Annotated in this window: 17 protein-coding genes and 1 pseudogene; 10 read left to right on the top strand and 8 right to left on the bottom strand. The window is 72.7% G+C overall.

Annotation, left to right across the window (positions count from 1 at the left end; genetic code table 11):
• Positions 1-81 precede the first annotated feature (81 nt).
• From ACFY0F_RS04615 to ACFY0F_RS04605, 3 genes and pseudogenes are all read right to left on the bottom strand, one after another.
• Entirely contained in the window at positions 82-1,239 is a 1,158-nt protein-coding gene (locus tag ACFY0F_RS04615) for an acetyl-CoA C-acetyltransferase (RefSeq protein ID WP_388788758.1), read from the bottom strand.
• A 29-nt stretch (positions 1,240-1,268) separates the two neighbouring features.
• Positions 1,269-1,895 (bottom strand): annotated as a pseudogene (locus ACFY0F_RS04610) (TetR/AcrR family transcriptional regulator); the annotation flags it as partial.
• 30 nt (positions 1,896-1,925) lie between these two features.
• The gene (locus ACFY0F_RS04605; protein ID WP_388788755.1) at positions 1,926-2,711 is read right to left on the bottom strand and encodes an SDR family oxidoreductase; all 786 of its coding nucleotides are present in this window, start codon (positions 2,709-2,711) and stop codon (positions 1,926-1,928) included.
• 52 nt (positions 2,712-2,763) lie between these two features.
• Between ACFY0F_RS04605 and ACFY0F_RS04600 the strand changes: the two genes are divergently transcribed.
• Complete coding sequence (locus tag ACFY0F_RS04600; protein WP_388788752.1) at positions 2,764-3,903, top strand: acyl-CoA dehydrogenase family protein; 1,140 nt, start codon at positions 2,764-2,766, stop codon at positions 3,901-3,903.
• Entirely contained in the window at positions 3,903-4,859 is a 957-nt protein-coding gene (locus tag ACFY0F_RS04595) for an acyl-CoA dehydrogenase family protein (protein ID WP_388788750.1), read from the top strand. The genes ACFY0F_RS04600 and ACFY0F_RS04595 overlap by 1 nt, the downstream gene beginning before the upstream one ends.
• Positions 4,860-4,867: 8 nt before the next feature.
• Here the strand turns inward: ACFY0F_RS04595 and ACFY0F_RS04590 are convergent, their stop codons facing one another.
• On the bottom strand, positions 4,868-5,590 hold the full coding sequence (locus tag ACFY0F_RS04590) for a VWA domain-containing protein (protein WP_388788747.1): 723 nt from the start codon (positions 5,588-5,590) through the stop codon (positions 4,868-4,870).
• Positions 5,591-5,698: 108 nt separating this feature from the next.
• On the opposite strand from ACFY0F_RS04590, the gene ACFY0F_RS04585 reads away from it, so the two are divergent.
• A complete protein-coding gene (locus ACFY0F_RS04585) occupies positions 5,699-6,376 on the top strand; it encodes a hypothetical protein (RefSeq protein WP_388788744.1) in 678 nt (225 codons plus the stop codon).
• Positions 6,377-6,487: 111 nt separating this feature from the next.
• On the opposite strand, the gene ACFY0F_RS04580 is transcribed toward ACFY0F_RS04585, so the two are convergent.
• The 3 genes from ACFY0F_RS04580 to ACFY0F_RS04570 all read right to left on the bottom strand — a co-directional run bounded on the left by ACFY0F_RS04580 (position 6,488) and on the right by ACFY0F_RS04570 (position 13,653).
• On the bottom strand, positions 6,488-7,951 hold the full coding sequence (locus ACFY0F_RS04580) for a glutamate synthase subunit beta (RefSeq protein ID WP_388788742.1): 1,464 nt from the start codon (positions 7,949-7,951) through the stop codon (positions 6,488-6,490).
• Positions 7,944-12,542, bottom strand: coding sequence for a glutamate synthase large subunit (gltB, locus tag ACFY0F_RS04575; RefSeq protein ID WP_388788740.1), 4,599 nt, complete (start codon positions 12,540-12,542; stop codon positions 7,944-7,946). Before gltB ends, ACFY0F_RS04580 begins: the two co-directional genes overlap by 8 nt.
• 379 nt (positions 12,543-12,921) lie before the next feature.
• Positions 12,922-13,653, bottom strand: a complete 732-nt coding sequence (locus ACFY0F_RS04570) for a VIT1/CCC1 transporter family protein (RefSeq protein ID WP_388788737.1) — start codon at positions 13,651-13,653, stop codon at positions 12,922-12,924.
• 240 nt (positions 13,654-13,893) lie between these two features.
• On the opposite strand from ACFY0F_RS04570, the gene ACFY0F_RS04565 reads away from it, so the two are divergent.
• The 7 genes from ACFY0F_RS04565 to ACFY0F_RS04535 all read left to right on the top strand — a co-directional run bounded on the left by ACFY0F_RS04565 (position 13,894) and on the right by ACFY0F_RS04535 (position 21,859).
• Complete coding sequence (locus ACFY0F_RS04565) at positions 13,894-15,027, top strand: ADP-ribosylglycohydrolase family protein (protein ID WP_388788735.1); 1,134 nt, start codon at positions 13,894-13,896, stop codon at positions 15,025-15,027.
• Positions 15,028-15,309: 282 nt separating this feature from the next.
• Positions 15,310-16,425, top strand: coding sequence for an ADP-ribosylglycohydrolase family protein (locus ACFY0F_RS04560; RefSeq protein ID WP_388788732.1), 1,116 nt, complete (start codon positions 15,310-15,312; stop codon positions 16,423-16,425).
• An 8-nt stretch (positions 16,426-16,433) separates the two neighbouring features.
• Positions 16,434-17,609: an ADP-ribosylglycohydrolase family protein gene (locus tag ACFY0F_RS04555; RefSeq protein ID WP_388788729.1), complete on the top strand. Its 1,176-nt coding sequence runs from the start codon at positions 16,434-16,436 to the stop codon at positions 17,607-17,609.
• The gene (locus ACFY0F_RS04550; protein ID WP_388788727.1) at positions 17,597-18,970 is read left to right on the top strand and encodes an ADP-ribosylglycohydrolase family protein; all 1,374 of its coding nucleotides are present in this window, start codon (positions 17,597-17,599) and stop codon (positions 18,968-18,970) included. Before ACFY0F_RS04555 ends, ACFY0F_RS04550 begins: the two co-directional genes overlap by 13 nt.
• A complete protein-coding gene (gene rbsK / locus ACFY0F_RS04545; protein ID WP_388788724.1) occupies positions 18,967-19,860 on the top strand; it encodes a ribokinase in 894 nt (297 codons plus the stop codon). The genes ACFY0F_RS04550 and rbsK overlap by 4 nt, the downstream gene beginning before the upstream one ends.
• Positions 19,857-21,050, top strand: coding sequence for a CaiB/BaiF CoA transferase family protein (locus ACFY0F_RS04540; protein WP_388788721.1), 1,194 nt, complete (start codon positions 19,857-19,859; stop codon positions 21,048-21,050). The genes rbsK and ACFY0F_RS04540 overlap by 4 nt, the downstream gene beginning before the upstream one ends.
• Entirely contained in the window at positions 21,047-21,859 is an 813-nt protein-coding gene (locus ACFY0F_RS04535; protein ID WP_388788718.1) for an HpcH/HpaI aldolase/citrate lyase family protein, read from the top strand. Before ACFY0F_RS04540 ends, ACFY0F_RS04535 begins: the two co-directional genes overlap by 4 nt.
• Positions 21,860-21,913: 54 nt before the next feature.
• Here ACFY0F_RS04535 and lgt read toward each other — a convergent pair whose 3' ends face one another.
• A complete protein-coding gene (lgt, locus tag ACFY0F_RS04530; protein WP_388788717.1) occupies positions 21,914-22,945 on the bottom strand; it encodes a prolipoprotein diacylglyceryl transferase in 1,032 nt (343 codons plus the stop codon).
• Positions 22,946-23,012: the final 67 nt, after the last annotated feature.

The raw sequence follows: 23,012 nt of genomic DNA, 5'->3' as shown, positions 1-23,012 counted from the left end.
GGGGGTAGCTCGCCGGAGGGCGGTGGCGGCCGCGCGCCGCGAGACGCAGGGCGCTCCGGCCGGCCGCCGCCCTCGCAGGTGTCAGAGTCGTTCGACGATCGTCACGTTGGCCTGGCCGCCGCCCTCGCACATCGTCTGCAGTCCGAAGCGGCCGCCGGTGCGCTCCAGTTCGTGCAGCAGGGTCGTCATCAGCTTGGCGCCGGTCGCGCCGAGCGGGTGGCCGAGGGCGATGGCTCCGCCGTTGACGTTGACCTTCTCCGGGTTCGCGCCGGTCTCCTTCAGCCAGGCGAGGACGACCGGCGCGAAGGCCTCGTTGATCTCGACGAGGTCGACGTCGTCGATGGTCAGGCCGGTCTTCTTCAGGGCGTGCGCGGTGGCCGGGATGGGCGCGGTGAGCATCCGGATGGGGTCCTCCCCGCGCACGGAGAGATGGTGCACACGGGCGCGGGGGCGCAGTCCGTGCTCCCGCACCGCCCGCTCCGAGGCCAGCAGCAGGGCGGCGGCGCCGTCGGAGACCTGGGAGGAGCAGGCGGCGGTGACGGTGCCGCCGTCGATGACCGGCTTCAGTGCGGCCATCTTCTCCAGGGAGGTGTCCCGGCGCGGGCCCTCGTCGACGGCGACGTCGCCGTAGGGCGCGGTCTCCCGGTCGAAGCGGCCCTCGTCGATGGCGCGCACCGCCCGGCGGTGCGAGCGGAGCGCGAACCGCTCCTGGTCCTCGCGGCTGATCCCCCACTTGGCGGCGATCATCTCGGCGCCGGCGAACTGGTTGACCGGCCGGCTGCCGTACCGGGCGCGCCAGCCCTCGCTGCCCGCGAACGGGCCCTCGGTGAACCCGAGGGGTTCGGCGGCCTGCCGGGTGGCGAAGGCGATCGGGATCTGCGACATGTTCTGCACGCCGCCCGCGACCACCAGGTCCTGGGTGCCGGAGAGCACGGCCTGCGCGGCGAAGTGCAGGGCCTGCTGGGAGGAGCCGCACTGCCGGTCGACGGTGACGCCGGGCACCTCCTCGGGCAGGCCGGCCGCCAGCCAGGCGGTCCGGGCGATGTCCCCGGCCTGCGGGCCCACCGCGTCGAGGCAGCCGAAGACGACGTCCTCGACGGCGGCCGGGTCGATGCCCGAGCGCCTGACCAGCTCGTTCAGCACGTGGGCGCCGAGATCGGCCGGGTGGGCCGCGCTCAGCCCTCCCCCGCGCCGTCCGACGGGTGTGCGGACCGCTTCGACGATGTAGGCCTCGGCCATGACGACTCCCTCGCGGACAATGGTTGGGCGCGTACGGCGATCCCGTCCAGCACCATCGACAGGTACTGCCGGGCGATCTCCTCGGGGCTGTGCTGTCCGCCGGGCCGGTACCAGGACGCGGCGACCCACACGGTGTCGCGGACGAACCGGTAGGTGAGCCGGACGTCGAGGTCGGCCCGGAAGACATGCGCGGCGACTCCGCGCTCCAGCGTGGACAGCCACGCCTTCTCGAACTTGCGCTGCGAGTCGGCGAGGAACGTGAACCGTTCCTGGGCGACAAGCTGCCTGCTCTCCTTCTGGTAGATCGCGACGGCGGCGCGGTGCCGGTCGATCTCCCGGAACGACTCGGTGACCAGTGCCTCGAGCGTCTCGCGCGGGCCGAGTCCGGCGGCCAGGACGGTGTCGTAGCCGTCCCAGAGTTCGTCGAGGAAGGTCCGCAGGATCTCCTCCAGCATCGACTCCTTGGAGTCGAAGTGGTAGTAAAGGCTGCCCGCGAGCATGCCCGCGTGGTCGGCGATCTTGCGTACGGTGGTGGCGTTGTAGCCCTGCTCGGCGAACACCTCGGCGGCGGTGCCGAGGAGTTCGCGGCGGCGGTCGTGAGTGGCAGCCGTGGGCTTGCTCGCGGCGGTCACCTGGGGCTTCTTCTTGGTCGGCACGGCACCATTGTCGTCCCGGACCGGGCCGCCCTAGGCATGTCGGCTGCTCACGGAGACGACCTCTCCCGTCATGTACGAGGAGTAGCCGGACGCCAGGAACACGATCACGTTGGCGACCTCCCAGGGTTGCGCGTACCGCCCGAAGGCCTCGCGGGCGGTCAGTTCCGCCAGCAGTTCGGGGGTCGTCACCTTCACCAGGTGCGGATGCATGGCGAGGCTCGGCGACACCGCGTTGACCCGCACCCCGTACGCGGCCGCCTCCACGGCCGCGCACCGGGTCAGCGCCATCACCCCGGCCTTCGCGGCGGCGTAGTGCGCCTGCCCGGCCTGGGCGCGCCAGCCGACGACGGAGGCGTTGTTGACGATGACGCCGCTCCCGGTTTCCCTCATGGCGCGCAGGGCCGCGCGGGTGCAGCGGAAGGTGCCGTTCAGCGTCACGTCCAGAACCCGGGACCACTGCTCGTCGGTCATGTCGACGAGGTCCGAGGTGCCGCCGAGACCGGCGTTGTTGACGACGACGTCGAGTCGCCCGTGTGCGCGCACGGCGGTGTCGAACAGGGCCCGCACCTGGGACTCGTCGGTGACGTCGCAGAGCACGGCTGTCACCGCTCCGGGGAACTCCCGGCTCAGCTCGGTCTCGGACTCCGCCAGCCGCCGTATGTGCGCGTCGCTGATCAGGACGCGTGCGCCTTCCTCCAGGAAGCGGCGCGCGGTCGCCCCGCCGATCCCCGCTCCCGCCGCCGCGGTGATGACGGCGGTGCGCCCCTCCAGCAGCCCGTGCCCGGGCACGTACACCGGGCTCTCGACGCCTGTCATAGGGCCACGCTAACCTACCAAACACTTGTTAGGGAAGGATGGTGACCCGGTCGTGGACCTCACCCACACTCCGGAGGACGAGCGGTTCCGCGCAGAGGCCCGGGCCTGGCTCGAGGCTCATGTGCCCGCCGCCCCGCTGCCCTCCCTGGAAACGGCGGAGGGCTTCGCGGCCCACCGGGCGTGGGAGGCCGAGCTGGCCGCGGACCGCTGGTCGGTCGTCGACTGGCCGGAGGAGTACGGCGGGCGGGACTGCGGCCTGGTCCGCTGGCTGGTCTTCGAGGAGGAGTACTGGGCGTCGGGCGCGCCGGGCCGGGTCGGGCAGAACGGGATCAGCCTGCTCGCACCGACCCTCCTCGACCACGGCACGGCCGAGCAGCGGGCGCGCGTGCTGCCGCCCATGGCGACCGGCGAGGTGGTCTGGGCACAGGCGTGGTCGGAGCCGGAGGCGGGCTCCGACCTGGCCTCGCTCCGGTCCAGGGCCGTGCGCACCGACGGTGGCTGGCGTCTGAGCGGACAGAAGACATGGTCGTCGCGGGCCGCGTTCGCCGACCGCGCCTTCGGCCTGTTCCGCAGCGACCCGGACGCCCCGAAACCCCACCAGGGCCTGACCTACCTGATGTTCGACCTGCGCGCGCCCGGCGTCACGGTCCGCCCGATCGGCCGACTGGACGGCAAGCCCGCCTTCGCCGAGCTGTTCCTGGACGAGGTGTTCGTGCCGGACGAGGACGTGATCGGCGAGCCCGGCCAGGGCTGGCGGATCGCGATGTCCACGGCGGGCAACGAACGGGGCCTCACCCTGCGCTCCCCCGGCCGTTTCCTCGCCGCCGCCGACCGGCTCCTCGCCCTGTGGCGGGACCGCGGCAGTCCGTCCTCGGCACGCGCCCGGGTGGCCGACGCCCTGATCGGCGCCCGCGCCCACCAGCTGTTCACCCACGCGGCCGCCTCCCGCTTCCTGGACGGCGAGCGCCTCGGCCCGGAGTCCAGCCTGAACAAGGTCTTCTGGTCGGAGTACGATCTGGCGCTGCACGAGACCGCCCTCGATCTTCTCGGCGCCGAGGGCGGGTTCACGGACTGCGCCTGGTCGCAGGGGTACGTCTTCTCCCTCGCCGGCCCGATCTACGCGGGCACGAACGAGATCCAGCGGGACATCGTGGCCGAGCGCCTGCTCGGCCTGCCGAAGGGACGCCGCTGATGCGTTTCCTCCTCGACACCGAGCAGCGCGCCTTCGCCGACTCGCTGCACGCGATGCTGGCGGCGGCGGACACCCCGACGGTGATACGGGACTGGAGCCGCGGCGACCACGCGAGCGGGCGCGCGCTGTGGGCCCGGGTCGCCGAGGCGGGGGTGTTCGCCCTGGCGGTTCCGGAAGCGTACGACGGGGTGGGCCCGCTGCCGGTGGAACTCGCCGTGGCCTTCGTCGAGTTGGGCAGGCACGCGGTGCCGGGCCCGCTGGTGGAGACGGTGACGGCCGCCGCGCTGCTCACGGGGCCGGGCCTGGCCGAGCGGTTCCTGCCCCCGCTCGCCGCGGGCGGGACGATGGCCACCGTCGCCGCCACGGGGTACGCCCTGGACGGCGACGCGGCGGACCTCCACCTCGCCCTCTCCCCCGACGGTTTGCGCCTGTCCCCCGGGCCCGGCCCGGTCCGGCCCTGCCTGGACCCCGCGCGCCGCCTCACCCCACTCGCCCCGGGCGGCGAACTCCTCACCGCCGGCCCGCCCTTGGACGATGCCCTCACCTGGGCCCGGCTGGCCACCGCCGCGCAGGCGCTCGGCGTCGGACTCGCGCTCCTCGACACCACCGTCGCCCACGTCGGGCGGCGCGTCCAGTTCGGCGTGCCCATAGGCTCCTTCCAGGCGGTGAAGCACCGGCTGGCCGACGCGAAGATCGCCCTGGAGTTCGCCCGTCCCCTCGTCTTCGGCGCCGCCGTGACGATGGACCCGGCCGATGCGGCCGCCGCCAAACTGAGCGCATGCGAGGCGGCGTACACCACCGCCCGCACGGCTCTCCAGCTGCACGGCGCGATCGGCTACACGGCGGAGTACGACCTGTCGCTCTGGCTGACCCGGGCCCGTGCGCTGCGCACCGCCTGGGGCGGGCCGGACGGGTGCCGGGACCTGGTGCTCAGCCGGGCCGTCGGCCGCCGGTGAGAGGCGCGTCAGTCCCGTACGACGCCCGCCGCCCGTGCGGCCGCCAGCCACTTGGGGAACTCGCCCACGAGACGGTCGTACAGCTCGGCGTCGGGCACGGTCCCCGGATCGGTGCCCGCGTGGAAGAAACCGGCGTTGTCGACGGCCCGCTTGCCGGGCACCGCCAGCTCGTCCAGTCTGCGCAGGAACTGGAACTGCTTGCTGCCCGGATCCCCGAAGCCGATGAACTGCCAGAAGAGGGGCAACTTGGCCGCCTTGCACAGGTACCGTTCGGCGGCGAGCTTGTTGACCGGGCCGCCGTCCGTCTGGAAGACGACCAGGGCGGGGGCGGTGGATCCGCTGTCGAGGTAGTGGTCGATGACGGCGTCCATCGCCAGGTGGTAGCTGGTCCTGCCCATGTGCCCGAGTCCGGCCGCGATCCGCTCGACCCGCCCCTGGTGGTCGGCGAGGGAGATGTCGGTGACGGCGTCGACGTCGGTGGAGAAGAACACCACGGGCACCCGGCCGTCGTCGTCGAGGTGGGCGGACAGACCCAGCACACGGTCGGCGAGCGCCTGCACACTGCCGTCGTCGTAGTACGGCTTCATGGACCCCGAGTAGTCGACCACGAGATAGACGGCGGCCCGCAGCCCCTCCAGCCCGTGCCGGGTGAGCGACACCCCGGCGCTCTTGTACAGGCTGACCAGCGCGGGCGCGGTCTGCTCCACCTTGCTGAGACTGATCGCAACCATGGCCCCACCTTCCCATCCGCAGCATGGCCGGCCGAGGGCGCCGTACCCGACTGCGGGTTTCCGGTAAATCGCGTGGCCCGCCCCGACCGGCGGTCCTAGGCTCCGGGCATGCCGAAGCAGCCGTGGTTCGCGATCGACGAATCCGACGACGAGTACTACGAGTTCACCGATCACGAGCGGGCCTTCGTGGCCGCGCTTCGGGAACACACCGAGCAGTGGGCCGCGGACGACGTCAGCAGCCTGGTCGGGCGGACGGACGAGTGGGACTCGCTGGTCGCGTACCTGTCCTTCAGGGATCCGGGGGCTCAGGTCCATCTGATAGACGTCGGCCTGCACTTCACCGGTGACCTGGTCCGCGGTGACCGGTTGCACAACCAGCTCTACACGCTGCCCGACCGGCCGTCGGACTGGGCGCTGGAGGCCCGTGGCACGGTCGAGGAGCTGGCGGAGCGGTCCGCCGACTGGTTCCGGACCGTGCTGCGCAAGCCCGTCGTGCTCTATGTGTGGCTGAACGAGGAACGGCGGGCGTACGCGGCGCGGTTCGCCTTCGCCGACGACGACGAGACGATCAGTCAGCTCTACCGGCGCGACCTCGCCCCGCCGGGGCAGGAGGAACAGCTGATCGCGGCCGGACATGTGCGCGGCAGGGGCTGGATACAGACCGCCGGTCTGCCCGCCCCCACCTTTTACCAGCACATCCGCGGTGAGCTGCACGCGGCGGCCCTGCCGCCCGGGGTGCCCGCCGTCGCGGACCGGGGGCCGGTCAGCGGCGTCTGGTACGAGTAGGCGGACATACGGCGGCGCCTGCCCGGGAGTCCGGTCGGGGACTGGGCAGGCGCCGTCTGTTGTTCCGTACGCCTTTGTACGGGACGTCTCTCGGGGGTTCCCCCGTGGCCGTCAGACCATCAGTGCGCGGTCCGTCGGGCGGATCGGGGCCGGCAGGTCGCTCGTTCCGGCGAGGAAGCGGTCGACGCCGCGGGCGGCCGAGCGGCCCTCCGCGATGGCCCAGACGATGAGGGACTGGCCGCGGCCGGCGTCGCCGGCGACGAACACGCCCGGCACGTTGGTCTGGAAGTCGGCGTCGCGGGCGATGTTGCCGCGCTCGTCGAGGTCCAGGCCGAACTGCTCGACCAGGCCGTTCTCACGGTCGGTGCCCGTGAAGCCCATGGCGAGGGTGACCAGCTGGGCGGGGATCTTGCGCTCCGTGCCCGGCTTCTGGGTCAGCTTGCCGTCGACGAACTCGACCTCGGCCAGGTGCAGCCACTGCACGTTGCCGTCCTCGTCGCCCTCGAAGTGGGTGGTGGACGCCGAGTAGATGCGCTCGCCGCCCTCCTCGTGGGCCGAGGTGACCTTGTAGAGGATCGGGAAGGTCGGCCAGGGCTGGTTCGTCGGGTGCCGCTCGTCGTTCGGGCGGGGCATGATCTCCAGCTGGGTGACGGAGGCCGCGCCCTGGCGGTGGGCGGTGCCCACGCAGTCCGCGCCGGTGTCACCGCCACCGATGACGACGACGTGCTTGCCCTCGGCCGAGATGGGGGGCGCCACGAAGTCGCCCTCCTGGACCTTGTTGGACAGCGGCAGGTACTCCATCGCCTGGTAGATGCCCTTGAGCTCGCGGCCCGGGACCGGCAGGTCGCGTGCGGTCGTCGCGCCGACGGCCAGCACGACCGCGTCGTACCGCTTCTTCAGGTCGGTCGCCTTGAGGTCGCGGCCGATCTCGATGCCGGTGCGGAAGCGGGTGCCCTCCGCGCGCATCTGCTCGATGCGGCGGTTGATGTGCCGCTTCTCCATCTTGAACTCGGGGATGCCGTAGCGCAGGAGGCCACCGACGCGGTCCGCGCGCTCGTACACCGCGACCGTGTGGCCGGCCCGCGTGAGCTGCTGGGCGGCGGCCAGGCCGGCCGGGCCCGAGCCGACCACGGCGACGGTCTTGCCGGACAGGCGCTCGGGGATCTGCGGGGCGACGTCCCCGGTCTCCCACGCCTTGTCGATGATCGAGACCTCGACGTTCTTGATGGTGACCGGCGGCTGGTTGATGCCCAGCACGCACGCCGACTCGCAGGGGGCCGGGCAGAGGCGGCCGGTGAACTCCGGGAAGTTGTTGGTCGCGTGCAGCCGCTCGGAGGCGGCCGCCCAGTCCTCGCGGTAGGCGTAGTCGTTCCACTCGGGGATCAGGTTCCCGAGCGGACAGCCGTTGTGGCAGAACGGGATGCCGCAGTCCATGCACCGGCTGGCCTGCTTGCTGATGATCGGCAGCAGGGAACCGGGAACGTAGACCTCGTTCCAGTCCTTGACGCGCTCGTCGACGGGGCGGGTCTTGGCGACCTCACGGCCGTGGTTCAGGAAGCCCTTCGGGTCAGCCATTGATCGCCGCCTCCATCATCTTCTCGTGGGTCTCGGTCTCGGTGAGACCGGCTCGCTCGGCGGCGTCCTTGGCGGCGAGCACTGCCTTGTACGTGCTGGGGATGATCTTGCTGAAGCGTGTGACGGCCTGGTCCCAGTCGGCCAGCAGCTTGTCGGCGACCGTGGACCCGGTCTCCTCGGCGTGGCGGCGCACCACGTCGTGCAGCCACTGCTTGTCCGTGTCGTCGAGCGCCTCGACCGAGTCGATGTTGCCGGCGTTGACGTTGTCGCGGTCGAGGTCGATCACGTAGGCGATGCCACCCGACATGCCGGCCGCGAAGTTGCGGCCCGTCTCGCCGAGGACCACCGCGTGACCGCCGGTCATGTACTCGCAGCCGTGGTCGCCCACGCCCTCGGAGACCACCAGCGCGCCGGAGTTGCGGACGCAGAACCGCTCACCGGTGCGGCCGCGCAGGAACAGCTCGCCACCGGTCGCGCCGTAGGCGATGGTGTTGCCCGCGATCGTCGAGTACTCGGCGAGGTGGTCGGCGCCCCGGTCGGGACGGACGATCACCCGGCCGCCGGAGAGGCCCTTGCCGACGTAGTCGTTGGCATCGCCCTCCAGGCGCAGCGTGACACCGCGCGGCAGGAAGGCGCCGAAGGACTGGCCCGCGGAACCGGTGAAGGTGATGTCGATGGTGTCGTCGGGCAGGCCGGCGCCGCCGAACTTCTTCGTCACCTCGTGGCCGAGCATGGTGCCGACCGTGCGGTTGATGTTGCGGATGGTGACCTGGGCGCGTACCGGCTGGGCGTCGGTCGCCGCGTCGGCGGCCAGCGCGTCGGCCGCGAGCTTGATCAGCTCGTTGTCCAGCGCCTTCTCCAGGCCGTGGTCCTGGGCGACGATCTGGTGGCGCACGGCACCCTCGGCCAGCTCGGGCACGTGGAACAGCGGCTCCAGGTCCAGGCCCTGCGCCTTCCAGTGGTCGACGGCACGCGTGACGTCGAGCGCCTCGGCGTGGCCGACGGCCTCCTCGATGGAGCGGAAGCCCAGTTCGGCGAGGATCTCGCGGACCTCTTCGGCGATGTACTGGAAGAAGTTCACGACGTACTCGGCCTTGCCGGTGAAGCGCTCGCGCAGCACCGGGTTCTGGGTGGCGACGCCGACCGGGCAGGTGTCCAGGTGGCAGACGCGCATCATGATGCAGCCGGAGACCACCAGCGGGGCGGTGGCGAAGCCGAACTCCTCGGCGCCGAGCAGCGCGGCGATGACCACGTCACGGCCGGTCTTCAGCTGACCGTCGGTCTGTACGACGATGCGGTCGCGCAGGCCGTTGAGCAGCAGCGTCTGCTGGGTCTCGGCGAGACCGAGCTCCCAGGGGCCGCCCGCGTGCTTCAGCGAGGTCAGCGGGGAGGCACCGGTACCGCCGTCGTGACCGGAGATGAGGACCACGTCCGCGTGCGCCTTCGACACACCCGCGGCGACCGTGCCGACACCGACCTCGGAGACCAGCTTGACGTGGATCCGCGCCTGCGGGTTCGCGTTCTTCAGGTCGTGGATCAGCTGGGCCAGGTCCTCGATGGAGTAGATGTCGTGGTGCGGCGGCGGGGAGATCAGGCCGACACCCGGGGTGGAGTGCCGGGTCTTGGCGACCCACGGGTAGACCTTGTGGCCGGGCAGCTGGCCGCCCTCACCGGGCTTGGCGCCCTGGGCCATCTTGATCTGGATGTCGTCCGCGTTGACCAGGTACTCGGAGGTCACACCGAAGCGGCCGGAGGCGACCTGCTTGATGGCCGACCGGCGGGCCGGGTCGTACAGGCGGTCCGGGTCCTCGCCGCCCTCACCGGTGTTGGACTTGCCGCCCAGCTGGTTCATGGCGATGGCGAGGGTCTCGTGCGCCTCGCGCGAGATGGAGCCGTACGACATGGCGCCGGTGGAGAAGCGCTTGACGATCTCGCTGACCGGCTCGACCTCGTCGATGGAGATCGGCTGACGGTCCGACTTGAAGCCGAACAGGCCGCGCAGCGTCATCAGGCGCTCGGACTGCTCGTTCACACGCTCCGTGTACTTCTTGAAGATGTCGTAGCGGCCGGTGCGCGTGGAGTGCTGGAGGCGGAAGACCGTCTCCGGGTCGAACAGGTGCGGCTCGCCCTCGCGACGCCACTGGTACTCGCCGCCGATGTCCAGCGCGCGGTGCGCGGGGGCGATGCCGGAGGCGGGGTAGGCCTTGGCGTGGCGGGCGGCGACCTCCTTGGCGACGACGTCGATGCCGACACCGCCGATCTTGGTCGTGGTGCCGCTGAAGTACTTCTCGACGAAGGCCTCGTCGAGGCCGACGGCCTCGAAGACCTGGGCGCCGCGGTAGGAGGCGACGGTCGAGATGCCCATCTTGGACATGACCTTCAGCACGCCCTTGCCGAGGGCGTAGATCAGGTTGCGGATGGCCTTCTCGGCGTCCATGCCCGGCAGGAAGGTGCCCGCCCGGACGAGGTCCTCGACGGACTCCATCGCCAGGTACGGGTTGACCGCGGCGGCACCGTAGCCGATGAGCAGGGCGACGTGGTGGACCTCGCGGACGTCACCGGCCTCGACCAGCAGGCCCACGTGGGTGCGCTGCTTGGTGCGGATGAGGTGGTGGTGGACGGCCGCGGTGAGCAGCAGCGACGGGATCGGCGCGTGCTCGGCGTCCGAGTGGCGGTCGGACAGGACGATCAGCCGGGCGCCGTTCTCGATCGCGGCGTCGGCCTCGGCGCAGATCTCGTCGATGCGCGCGGCGAGGGAGTCACCGCCGCCGGAGACCCGGTACAGGCCGGAGAGGGTCGCGGCCTTGAAGCCGGGCATGTCGCCGTCGGCGTTGATGTGGATGAGCTTGGCCAGCTCGTCGTTGTCGATCACCGGGAAGGGCAGCACGACGGACCGGCAGGAGGCCGCGGTCGGCTCCAGCAGGTTGCCCTGCGGGCCCAGCGAGGAGCGCAGGGAGGTGACCAGTTCCTCGCGGATCGCGTCCAGCGGCGGGTTGGTGACCTGCGCGAACAGCTGGGTGAAGTAGTCGAAGAGCAGCCGCGGACGCTCGGAGAGGGCCGCGATCGGCGAGTCGGTGCCCATCGAGCCGATCGGCTCGGCGCCGGCCTTGGCCATCGGGGCGAGGATGACGCGCAGCTCCTCCTCGGTGTAGCCGAAGGTCTGCTGGCGGCGGGTGACCGAGGCGTGGGTGTGCACGATGTGCTCGCGCTCGGGCAGGTCGCCCAGCTCGATCTCGCCGGCCTCGAGCCACTCCGCGTAGGGGTGCTCGGCGGCGAGCTGCGCCTTGATCTCGTCGTCCTCGATGATGCGGTGCTCGGCGGTGTCCACGAGGAACATGCGGCCGGGCTGCAGGCGGCCCTTGCGGACGACCTTGGCGGGGTCGATGTCGAGGACGCCGACCTCGGAGCTGAGCACGACGAGACCCTCGTCGGTGACCCAGTAGCGGCCGGGGCGCAGACCGTTGCGGTCGAGCACGGCGCCGACCTGGGTGCCGTCGGTGAAGGTGACGCAGGCGGGGCCGTCCCAGGGCTCCATCATCGTGGAGTGGTACTGGTAGAAGGCCCGCCGGGCCGGGTCCATGGAGTCGTGGTTCTCCCACGCCTCCGGGATCATCATCAGCACGGAGTGCGGCAGCGAGCGGCCGCCGAGGTGGAGCAGTTCGAGGACCTCGTCGAAGGACGCCGAGTCGGAGGCGTCGGGCGTGCACACCGGGAAGATGCGCTCGAGGGCCTTGTCGTCCGTACCGAAGAGGTCGGAGACCAGCTGGGACTCGCGGGCGACCATCCAGTTGCGGTTGCCCTTGACGGTGTTGATCTCACCGTTGTGCGCGACGAAGCGGTAGGGGTGCGCGAGCGGCCAGCTCGGGAAGGTGTTGGTGGAGAACCGGGAGTGCACGAGCGCGATCGCGGAGGCGAAGCGGCGGTCGGACAGGTCCGGGAAGAAGGGTTCGAGCTGGCCGGTGGTCAGCATGCCCTTGTAGACGATCGTGCGGGCCGACAGGGACGGGAAGTAGACGTCCGCCTCGCGCTCGGCACGCTTGCGCAGCACGAAGGCCTTGCGGTCCAGCGCGATGCCCTCACTGGCACCGTCGGTGACGAAGACCTGTCGGAAGGCCGGCATGGTGGAGCGGGCGGTGGCGCCCAGCAGCTCGGGGGCGACGGGGACCTCGCGCCAGCCGAGGACGGTGAGGCCCTCCTCGGCCGCGATCGTCTCGATCTTCGAGACGGCGTCCTCGGTCCCCTCCTCGGGCAGGAAGGCGATGCCGACGGCGTACGAGCCGGCCGCGGGCAGATCGAATCCGGCCACCTCACGGAAGAAGGCGTCGGGCACCTGGGAGAGCAGGCCCGCGCCGTCGCCGGAGTCGGGCTCGGAGCCGGTGGCACCACGGTGTTCGAGGTTGCGCAGAACGGTCAGCGCCTGCTCGACCAGCGCATGGCTCGCCTCGCCGGTGAGGGTGGCCACGAAGCCGACGCCGCAGGCGTCGTGCTCATCGCGGGGGTCGTACATACCCTGCGCAGCAGGGCGAGCATCCATGAACGACCAGTTCTGGCCATTCGCGGAATGCTGGGACGGCTGGCGCGGCGTACGCATCGGCTCTCCCGTCGTCGTCATCTGGCATGTGCTGGTGCCGAGGGACGACGCTGGCCCTCTGCGTGAGTAGCAAAATTTCGTGCAGGTTACATGATGGAGCGGTTCTCGGGAAGCGGATACTCCGTTCCAGCATGCGGACACCGCGGTCGCGGTGGGGCACCGCGCACGGCGGTGGGAAGTATGGGGGACGCAACAGGACGAGATCGGTCAGATCGGTGTCCGTCGGTCCGGGGGAACGGGGAAAGCGTCATCGCCCGTTCCATGGGTGCGCGGCAGGCCTCATTGCCCGCAGCGCTTACGGCTCATGCCCGGTGATTAAGCGTTCGAAACCAGCGAGTAACGGCTACTTATGCGGCCCATCGCATAAGTAGCATCCGCGTCATCCTACGGCCGTTCCGAACAGGCTGCCCAGGGCGTACGTCACACCGGCCGCGGCGCCGCCGAGCACGAGCTGCCTCAGGCCGCTGTACCACCAGGTGCGTGCGGTCACCCTGGCCACCACGGCACCGCAGCCGAACAGCCCGGCGAGCGCGAGCAGCACGGCCGGCCACAGCGCGGTCGCGCCCAGCAGGAACGGCAGCACGGGCAGCAGGGCGCCCAGCGCGAAGGATCCGAACGAGGACACGGCCGCGACCAGCGGCGACGGCAGGTCGCCGGGGTCGATGCCCAGTTCCTCGCGGGCGTGTATCTCAAGGGCCTGCTCGGGGTCCTTGGACAGTTGCCGGGCCACCTCGCGCGCCAGCGCCGGCTCGACGCCGCGTGCCTCGTAGAGCGCGGCGAGCTCGGCCTCCTCGTCCTGGGGGTGCTTGCGCAGTTCCCGGCGCTCGACGTCCAGCTCGGCCTCGACGAGCTCGCGCTGGGAGGCCACGGAGGTGTACTCGCCGGCCGCCATGGAGAAGGCCCCGGCGGCCAGGCCGGCGAGGCCGGTGATCACAATGGTGTGCTGTCCGACCGAACCGCCCGCGACGCCGGTCAGCAGGGCGAGGTTGGAGACCAGGCCGTCCATCGCACCGAACACGGCGGGGCGCAGCCAGCCGCCGTTCACGTCCCGGTGCGTGTGGTTGTCGCGGTGCGCCTCATGCAGCACCGCCTCGGTCTCGATGATCGCCATACGGGGGTCCCCCAGGAAGCTTAGCCAAAGCTAACTTTGGACGAGTTCTACTTTTCGACAACACCGAACGTACGCCTCGAATTCCTCCCCCGCCAGCAAGGAAAGGCTGGGCTAACCTGCGGTTTTGAGTGCCGACCGGGTGACTTGGCGGCTTCGGCGGCGCTACCGGGGGCGCCCGGGTGGGACACCTCCGCAAAGGGCTCCGCGCCCCCGGCGGAGCCCTCCGGAGGTGAGGCCCCCATGGCATCGGCCCCTGTTGTATCGGCCCCCGCGGCTTCGGCCCCCGCGGCCCCCGTGACTTCGATCCGCGAGCGGGCGCGCGGCGCGCTGCTCGGTCTGGCCGTCGGGGACGCCCTCGGGGCACCGGCCGAGAACATGAAGCCCTCCGAGATCCGCGCCCGCTGGGGCCGTATCACCGGCTACGTGGCCGACAGGCCGGCCGGTACCGACGACACCGAGTACGCGATCTTCTCCGGCCTCCTGCTGGCCCGGCACGGCTCGGCGCTCACCCCGGCCCATGTCGAGGCGGCCTGGCACGAGTGGATCGCCGACGGTCACGAGGGCCCCTTCCGGGGCGCCGGCTTCAGTGAGCGCGGCACGCTGGAGAACCTCCGCCGGGGCCTGGCCGCCCCCATCTCCGCCCAGCACCGCCACGCCTGGAGCGACGGGCTGGCGATGCGGGCGGCTCCCTTCGGGGTGTTCGCGGTGGGCCGCCCCGCCGAGGCCGCCCGGCTGGTGACGGTCGACGGCTCGGTCAGTCACGAGGGCGAGGGCATCTACGGCGGCCAGGCGGTGGCGGCCGGGGTCGCGGCGGCGATGGCGGGCGCGCCGACGGTCGCCGTGGTGGCCGCCGCCCTCGCGGTGGTCCCGGACGACTCCTGGACCGCCCGCTCCCTGCGCCGCGCGGCGGCCGTCGCCCACCGCGGGGAACGCGCGGTCCGCTCCGCCGTCGTCATCGGCGGCTACCCCTGGACCGACCTGGCCCCCGAGGCGGTCGCCCTCGCCTTCGGCGCATACGCGGCGGCCGACGGCGACTTCCGGGAGGCGGTGCTCACGGCCGTGAACATGGGCCGCGACGCCGACACCACGGCCGCGGTCGCGGGCGCCCTGGCCGGGGCGACCCAGGGCGTGTGCGCCATCCCGGCCGACTGGGCCGCCGCGATCGGCCCGGCCCGCGGCACCTGTCTGCCCTCCATGGCGGGCCACCACGTACTGGACGTGGCGGAACTGCTGGTGGCGGAGGAGGGCGGGAAGTGGGGAGCGGAGGTGGTGATACCGGGCTGTCTGCCGGCGGTGGAACAGCTTCTGGCCGGCACCCCACCCCTGCCGGCCACCACCGGTGCCGCCGCCCGGGGCAGCGAGGCACGCCCATGACCCGCCGTGTCGGGGGCCTGCTGCTCGGGCCGGCCGCCGGGAAGTGCGAACCATTCTGTCTGCCGATCACGGAACGGCCCCCCAGCGACACCCCCCTGCCCGCCACCGGTGCCGCCGCCCCGGACAGCGAGGCACGCCCATGACCCGCCGTGTCGAGGGCCCGCTGCTCGGTCCGGCCGCCGGGAAGTGCGAACCATTCTGTCTGCCGATCACGGAACGGCCCCCCGGCGGCACCCCCCTGCCCACCACCGGTGCCGCCGCCCCGGACAGCGAGGCACGCCCATGACCCGCCGTGTCGAGGGCCTGCTGCTCGGGCTCGCCGCCGGGGACGCCGCCGGGTGGCCTGCCGCTCGGCACCGGGCCGCGCGGATGCCCGAGTGGACGCGGCGGTTGACGCGGGAGCTGGACACCTTCGCCGAGGAGAACGCGACGACCACGCTCCCGGTGCCGATCGCGCTCAACCAGCCCCCGGAGCCGCTGCGGCTCGGCCCCTCCGACGACGCGGAGTGGGCGGCGTTCGCGGCGGAGGCGGTGCTGCGCGCCGGGGACGACAGCGCGCTCGGGGACCTGAGCCGGGACCGCCGGATGCGCGCCGCCATCGACCTGACCTGGACCGCGGTCGCCTCCGAGGTCGCGGCCGCCGCCGAACGCGCCCCCGAGGTCGAGTCGGCGGTACTGCCCCTGCGCGCCCGGATCTCGGTCCGCACCGGGCTCGGCAACCTCGCCACCGGGTTGCGCCCGCCCGCCACCGGCCACGACAACCCGCACTACTTCGACGACGCGGCCTGCGTACGGGCCTGCGTGCTCGCCGTGGCCCACCCGGGCGACCCCCGCCGCGCCGCCGACCTGGCCGAGTTCGACGCCCGCTACACCCAGGACGGCGACGGCGTGCACGGTGCGCGGGCGATGGCCGCCGCCGTGGCACTGGCGCTGGCCGGGGTCCCGGCCGGTGCCTGCGTGACCGCGGCGCTCGACCAGCTCCCCGCGGAGACGGAGATCGGCCGCAACGCCCGCCACGCACTTGCCCTCGTCGAGGACACCGACACCGCCTTCGGACTGGTCCCACTCCTCGAACACCAGATCGTCGACCACGTCTACAGCTACGGCATCGCCGCCGCCGAGACCGTCCCGGTCGCCCTGGCCCTGGCCACCGCCGCGGACGGCCGGATCGGCGAGGCGGTCCCCGCCGCGGCCTGTCTGTCCCGGGTCGCCGACTCCGCCCCCGCCCTGGCCGGCGCCCTGACCGGGGCGCTCGGCGGCGGCGAGGCGATCCCGCAGGCCTGGCGGGACGCCTGCCGCACGCTGTCCGGCTGTGCGCTCCCCCGCCTCACCGGCACCGACCTGGTGGAACTCGCCGGACTCCTGGAAGCCGCGCAACCGGGCCGACCAGGAGGATGATTCAGGGCATGACGCCCAAAGGAGAAGAATGCAGTGGGCCCGGTCTGGACGAGCGGATCACCGGGGCGCTGGTCGGAGCCGCCGTCGGTGACGCCCTGGGCGGCCCCGTCGAGGGCTACTCCCCCGACCAGATCGCCGAGCGGCACGGCGGTCGCGTCCAGGGCATCGTCGGCCCGTGGCACGGGGACGCCTGGCGCACCGCCCGCCCGATCGCGCCGTACCACAAGGGCGACGGGCACGTCACCGACGACACCCTGATGACCCACGCCCTGGTGCGGGTGTACACCCGGGTCCGCGACCACCTCGACGCGTACGCGATCGCCGACCACCTGGTCCCCGACCTGATGACGAACCCGCGCTGGATCCCGGAACTGGAGGCGGAGGCGCTCCCGCTGCAGAGGATCTTCCTGGCGGAGAAGTGGCTGGTGGCGAGGCTGGCCTACGGTCATGTCGATCCACGGGAGGCGGGCACGGGCAACATCGTCAACTGCGGCGCGGCGATGTACATGGCGCCCGTCGGCCTGGTCAACGCGGCCAACCCGGCGGGCGCGTACGCCGAGGCGCTGGACGTCGCGGGCGCGCACCAGTCGTCGTACGGCCGGGAGGCCGCCGGGGTCTTCGCGGCGGCGGTGGCGGCGGCGGCCACGCCGGGCGCGACCCCGGAGTCGGTGGTCACCGCGTGCCTGGACCTGGCGAAGGACGGCACGCGGGAGGCGATCGACCGGGTCTGCGAAGTGGCCTCGCGCCACCGGGACTTCGAGTCGGCCCTGACCCCGGTCCGGGAGGCGGTCGCCCCCTACGACACGGTGGGCCCCGACTATCGTTCCCCCTCCCTCGCCGCCCGCCGCCCCTCCCGCCTGCACTCCGTCGAGGAACTCCCCGTCGCGCTCGGCATGCTGGTCGTCTCCGGCGGCGACTACCGGCAGGCGGTGCTGGGCTCGGTGAACTACGGCCGGGACTGCGACTCCATCGCCACGATGGCGGGCGCGCTCGCCGGCGCCCTCGGCTCACCGGTGCCCGAGGACTGGTCGAAGGCGGTGGCCGAGGCAAGCCGCCTGGACCTGTGGGAACCGGCGCGCGCACTGGCCGAGGTGACCCGGGAGGTCTTCGCCGAGGACGTGCGCCGCCGCCGCTCCCACGAGGCTGCGTTCGACCGGCTCGGGGGCGGCGGATGCTCCGCCTGACCTGGGTCCAGCCGGAGGACCTCCTCGGCCATGAGCTCGACCAGGCCCGCCAGGACGGCCGGGAGCCGTCGGCGATCGCGGCCCGCTGGCGGGCCGCGGGCGGCGGCGAGGCCCCGGCGCGGGCGGGCGCGTCACCGCGGCCCGCGTCGCGGTATCTGCGGCTGCTCGCGCAGGACCTGCTGGACGAACTCGCCGACCTGCCGAGCGGGCTCGCCGACCGGGAACCGACCGACCTGCCCGGGATCAGGGCCGCCTGCCCGGCCTGGCCGTCCCCCACGCCCGCGCCGGCTCCCGCTCCGCCCGCCCTGGAGGCCGCCTGGCTGGGCCGGGCCGCCGGTTGCCTGCTGGGCAAGCCGGTGGAGAAACTCCCCCTGGAGGGCATCCGCGCACTGGCCCGGTCCACCGGCAACTGGCCCCTGAACACCTGGTTCACCGCCCGCGGAGTCCCCGCCGAGCTGACGGAGAAGTACCCCTGGAACCGCCGCTCGGCCACCACCTCCCTCGCCGAGAACATCGACGGGATGCCCGAGGACGACGACCTGAACTACCCCCTCCTCAACCTTCTGCTGCTCCAGCGCCACGGCAGGGCCTTCACCACCACGGACGTGGCGGGACTCTGGCTGGACGAGCTCCCGCCCGGCCGCACCTTCACCGCCGAACGCCTCGCCCTGCGCAACCTGCTCAGCGGTGTCGAGCCCCCGCACACGGCCCGCCACCGCAACCCCTTCCGCGAATGGATCGGCGCCCTGATCCGCGCCGACGTCCACGGCTGGACCAACCCGGGCGACCCGGCCGCCGCGGCCGAACAGGCCCACCGCGACGCCACCCTCACCCACACCGCCAACGGCGTCTACGCGGCGATGTTCACCGCCGCCGCCATCGCCACCGCCGCCACCGGCACCCACGACGTCCACGCCTGCCTGAACACCGCCCGCACCGTGGTCCCGCCCCGCTCCCGGCTGGCCGAGGCGATCGACCACGCCGTGCGGCTCGCCCGGACCCACGAGGACTTCGACGAGGTCGTGGACGAACTCCACGCCACCCACTCCGCCACCTACCACTGGGTCCACGCCATCCCCAACACCGCCCTGATCGCCGCCGCCCTCACCCACGCCGACGGCGACTTCACCGGCTCCGTCTGCCGGGCGGTGTCGGGCGGCTGGGACACGGATTCGGGCGGCGCGACCACGGGCAGCATCGCCGGTCTCCTCGCCGGCTCCCCCGGCGCCCTCCCGGGCCGCTGGACCGCCCCGCTGAAGAACCGCCTCGCCACATCGGTCACCGGCTTCGACGGCACCGGATTCGACTCCCTGGCCCGTCTCACCCACTCGCTCACCCATCCGGAGGTGACCCGCCCATGACCCACATCGCCGTACTCGGCAGCACCAACATGGACCTGGTCGCGTACGTCGAGAAGGCCCCGCAGCGCGGGGAGACCGTCACGGGACGGGAGTTCCGTACGATCCCCGGCGGCAAGGGCGCCAACCAGGCGATCGCCGCGGCCCGCGCCGGCGCCACGGTCTCCATGCTCGGCGCGGTCGGCAACGACGCGTTCGGCACCCGGCTGCGCTCCACCCTGGAGCACTCCGGCGTGGACACGGACAGCCTGCGCACGGTCGAGGGCCCGTCCGGCACCGCGCACATCGTGGTGGACGACGAGGGCGGCAACGCGATCGTCGTGATCCCCGGCGCGAACGGCACCGTCGACCACCTGACCCCCGGTGACGAGGGCGTCATCGCCACCGCCGACGCGCTGCTGCTCCAGTTGGAGATCCCGCTCCAGGGCGTGCTCGCCGCCGCGGAGGCGGCCCGCAGACACGGCGTCCGGACGATCCTCACCCCCGCGCCGGCCCGCCCCCTGCCCCCCGAACTGCTCGCCTCCACCGACCTGCTGGTGCCGAACGAGCACGAGGCGACCACCCTCACCGGCCGCACCGACCCGCTCAACGCGATCGCCGCCCTGCTCGACCAGGTTCCGGAGGTGGTCATCACGCTGGGCTCGGAGGGCGGCCTCTACGCGACCCGGGGCGCGCAACCACTCGTGTTCTCCGCGCCCCGGGTGACCGCCGTGGACTCCACGGGCGCGGGCGACACCTTCGTGGGTGCCCTCGCGGTGGCACTCGCCGAGCAGCGGCCCGTGTGGGATGCCCTGGCCTGGGCAGCCGCGGCGGCCTCGATCTCCGTCCAGCGGGCGGGGGCGTCGGTGTCGATGCCGTACCGGCCGGAGATCGAGGCGCAGTACACCGCATGAGTACTCCCCCACCGCTCAGCGGTCTCCGCGTCCTCGATCTCGCCACCCTGTTCGCCGGTCCCCTGGCCGCCACCCTGCTCGGCGACTTCGGCGCCGAGGTCGTCAAGGTGGAGCATCCGCGGAAACCCGACCCCTCCCGGGGGCACGGCCCGGCCAAGCACGGTGTCGGGCTGTGGTGGAAGCTGCTCGGCCGCAACAAGCGCACGATCACGCTGGACCTGTCCAAGCCCGGCGGCCGGACCACCCTGCTCCGCCTGGCCGCCACCGCCGACGTCGTGATCGAGAACTTCCGCCCCGGCACCCTGGAGAAGTGGGACCTGGGCTGGGAGGAGCTGTCCGCCGCCAACCCGCGGCTGGTCCTGACCCGGGTCACCGCCTTCGGGCAGTTCGGCCCGTACGCCCACCGGCCGGGCTTCGGCACCCTCGCCGAGGCGATGAGCGGCTTCGCCGCGATCACCGGGGAGCCGGACGGGCCGCCGACGCTCCCGCCGTTCGGGCTCGCCGACTCCATCGCCGCCCTGGCGACCGCGTACGCCGTCATGACCGCGCTCGCGGCGCGCGAACGCACCGGCGCGGGGCAGGTCGTCGACATGGCGATCATCGAGCCGATCCTGACCGTCCTGGGCCCGCAGCCCACCTGGTACGACCAGCTCGGATACGTGCAGCAACGCACCGGCAACCGGTCCGCCAACAACGCCCCGCGCAACACCTACCGCACGGCCGACGGCACCTGGGTGGCCGTGTCCACGTCCGCGCAGTCGGTCGCGGAACGGGTGATGCGCCTGGTGGGCAGGCCGGAACTGGTCGACGAGCCGTGGTTCGCGACGGGCGCCGACCGGGCCGCGCACGCCGACGTCCTGGACGAGGCGGTCGGCGGCTGGATCGCCGGGCGGACCCGCACCGAGGTCCTGGCCGCCTTCGAGAAGGCGGAGGCCGCGATCGCGGAGATCCAGGACGTACGGGGTGTGCTGACCGACCCGCAGTACCAGGCCCTGGACACCGTCACCACCGTCGACGACCCGGAGCTCGGGCCGCTGCGCATGCAGAACGTCCTGTTCCGGCTGTCCGCCACGCCCGGCGCGATCCGCTGGGCGGGCCGCCCGCACGGCGCGGACACCGACGCCGTGCTCACCGAGCTGGGACTGTCGGCGCGGGAGCTGCGTGCGCTGCGTGAGGAGGGCGCGCTGTGACCGCCCTGCCGCTGACCTGGCTGTACGCCCCCGGTGACCGGCCGCACGTGGTCGCCAAGGCGCTGGCCTGCGGCGCCGACGTCGTGGTGGTCGACCTGGAGGACGCGGTCGCCCCCGACCGCAAGGCGTACGCCCGGGACGCCACGGCGGAGCTGCTCGGTGAACCCCAGCCGGTGCCGGTGCACGTCCGGGTCAACGCCCTGGACGGGCCGTGGGCGGCGGCCGACGTCCGGGCGGTGGCCGCGCTGCCGGGCGTGGCGGGGCTGCGCCTGCCGAAGGTCACCTCGGCGCAGGACGTGGTCGGCGTGGCCGAGCGGACCGGGCTGCCCCTGTTCGCCCTGCTGGAAAGCGCGCTGGCCATCGAGCGGGCCTACGCCGTGGCCGCAGCCCATCCCCTGCTGCGGGGCGTCGCCCTGGGCGAGGCCGACCTCCGGGCCGACCTGGGGGTGAGTGACGACGCGGGTCTGGACTGGTGCCGCTCGCGGGTGGTCGTCGCCGCGCGTGCGGCCGGGCTGCCCCCGCCGACCCAGTCGGTGCATCCCGACATCCGCGACCTGGAGGGCCTGGCCGCCTCCTGCGCCCATGGCCGGGCCCTGGGCTTCCTCGGCCGGGCCGCGATCCACCCGCGGCAGCTTCCGGTGATCGAGCGGGCGTATCTGCCGACGCGGGCCGAGATCGAACAGGCCGAGACGATCGTCAAGGCCGCGGCGACCGGCCAGGGCGCGCTGGCCCTTCCGGACGGCCGCTTCGTCGACGCCGCGGTGGTGGCGGCGGCGCAGCGGACGCTGGCACTGGCGGACAGGTCCTGAGACGCACCGAGGGCGCCCCGATCGGGGCGCCCTCGTGCGTACTACGGTCGGGTGTCAGCTCTTCTTGCCGGCCGACTCGGCCTCGTCCTTCGCCTCTGCGGCAGCCGGCTCGGCCTTGTCCACGGGCCCGGCCTCGCCGGCATCCGGCCCGGTCTTGCCAGCGGCCTTGCCCTCGGTCCTGACCTTGGCCTTTTCGAGGTCGGCCTTGTCGTCGGTCTTCCCCTCGGCCTGGCCCTCGGCCTCGGTCTCCCCCTCGGCCGGACCGTCGGGGGCGCCCGGCTCCACCACCGCTTCCCGTCCCGGCCGCTTCTTCGCCGACAGCACCATGTACACCACCGCGAGCAGGAACACGATCATCGCGGTCCAGTCGTTGAGCCTCAGGCCCAGGATGTGGTGGGCGTCGTCGACGCGCATGTACTCGATCCAGCCGCGGCCCACGCAGTACGCGGCGACGTACAGCGCGAACGCCCGGCCGTGGCCCAGCTTGAAGCGGCGGTCGGCCCAGATGACCAGGAAGCCGACGCCGATGCACCACAGGGACTCGTAAAGAAACGTCGGGTGGTAGTACCCCGGCACCCGGCCGCCCTCGGAGGAGGTGATGTGCAGCGCCCACGGAACATGCGTCTCGCGCCCGTAGAGCTCCTGGTTGAACCAGTTGCCCCAGCGACCGCAGGCCTGTGCGAAGGCGATGCCGGGGGCGATCGCGTCGGCGTACGCGGGCAGCGGGATGCCCCGGCGCCGGCAGCCGATCCACGCGCCCAGCGCACCGAGCGCGATGGCGCCCCAGATGCCCAGGCCGCCCTGCCACACCTTGAAGGCGTCCACCCAGTCACGGCCCGCGCTGAAGTACAGCTCGTAGTCCGTGATCACGTGGTAGAGCCGGCCGCCGACCAGGCCGAAGGGCACCGCCCACACCGCGATGTCGGCCACCGTGCCGGCCCGCCCGCCGCGGGCGATCCAGCGCTTGTTGCCGAGCCAGACGGCAACGAAGACACCGATGATGATGCAGAACGCATAGCCGCGCAGCGGAATGGGACCGAGGTGGATCACCCCGCGCGACGGGCTGGGAATGTAGGCAAGTTCCATGGCAGGGTCGACGCTACCGTGCCGGGCCGGGCACACGGCGGGCGGCCCGGCTACGGGTCCATAACGG

Origin of the sequence: Streptomyces sp. NPDC001544 (genome assembly GCF_042894285.1) — a bacterium.
In the GTDB taxonomy this organism is placed as follows: Bacteria; Actinomycetota; Actinomycetes; order Streptomycetales; family Streptomycetaceae; genus Streptomyces.
Note: the sequence above shows the minus strand (reverse complement) of the source record. Positions and strands in the feature narration are given on the sequence as shown.